2 pseudogenes are annotated in these 1,059 nt (G+C 71.4%); one reads left to right on the forward strand and one right to left on the reverse strand.

The features are described 5' to 3' along the window. Positions 1–560, reverse strand: a pseudogene (locus BACI9J_RS24020) (HDIG domain-containing metalloprotein); the annotation flags it as partial. Positions 561–665: 105 nt separating this feature from the next. On the opposite strand from BACI9J_RS24020, the pseudogene BACI9J_RS24025 reads away from it, so the two are divergent. Next, positions 666–1,059 (forward strand): annotated as a pseudogene (locus tag BACI9J_RS24025) (6-phosphofructokinase); the annotation flags it as partial.

Here is a 1,059-nt window from a genome sequence, read left to right on the forward strand (position 1 = left end):
AGCTCGTGCAGTCGCTCGAGCTGGTCCCCGGCGCCGCGGACGTAGCGGCGGACGGCCGAGTCGGTCCAGGCGCCCTCGGTGTACCCGAAGAAGCGCAGGTGCAGCTCGATCAGCCGGGACACCGCGGCGATGGTGTCGTTGTCGAAGCGGAGCGCACGGAGTCGCTTCTTCGCCATCTTCGAGCCGACCAGGTCGTGGTGGTGGAAGCTCACGGCGCCGCCGGGCTCGAGCTTGCGCGTCGCGGGCTTGCCGATGTCGTGCAGCAGCGCCGCGAGCCGGAGCACGGTGTCCGGGGGATCGCCGGCGTGCCGTTCGGCCTCGTATCCGATGGCCTGCTCGAGCACGGTGAGCGAGTGCTCGTAGACGTCCTTGTGGTGGTGGTGCTCGTCGACCTCGAGCCGCATCTCGGGCAGCTCCGGCAGGAACCGCTCGGCGAGGCCGGTGTCGACGAGCAGCCGGATGCCGGGGACGGGGTCGCTGGTGTTGAGGAGCTTGACGAGCTCGTCGCGCACGCGCTCGGCGGACACGATGTCGATCGACGCGACGAGCTCCTGCATCGCGGCGCGCACGTCGTCGTCGACGGTGAACTGCCGGAACCGGTGCGGATCGCGCTGTCCGACGACCCCGTGATCCGGGTGTCGTGGTCGTCCGACGGGGAGTGGCTCGCCGTCGCCATCGCGACCGAGGCCATGGACCGCCTGCGCACCACGGGCGAGTCGCACTCGCGCTGCATGGTCGCCGAGGTGATGGGCCGGCACGTGGGCTGGATCGCGCTGCACTCCGGCATGGCAGCGGGCGCGCACGCGATCCTCATCCCCGAGCAGAAGACGAGCATGGAACAGATCGCGAAGTGGGTGCGGGCCGCCTACGACCGCGGTCGTGCCCCGCTCGTGGTGGTGGCCGAGGGCTTCGTCCCCGACCACGAGGACACCGCGCACACCGAGCGTGGCCTCGACGCCTTCGGGCGCCCGCGGCTCGGTGGCATCGGCGAGCGCCTCGCGCCGCTCATCGAGGAGATGACGGGCATCGAGACGCGGGCCACGACCCTGGGGCACATCC

The organism is Arthrobacter sp. 9V (genome assembly GCF_902506065.1).
In the GTDB taxonomy this organism is placed as follows: domain Bacteria; phylum Actinomycetota; class Actinomycetes; order Actinomycetales; family Micrococcaceae; genus Arthrobacter.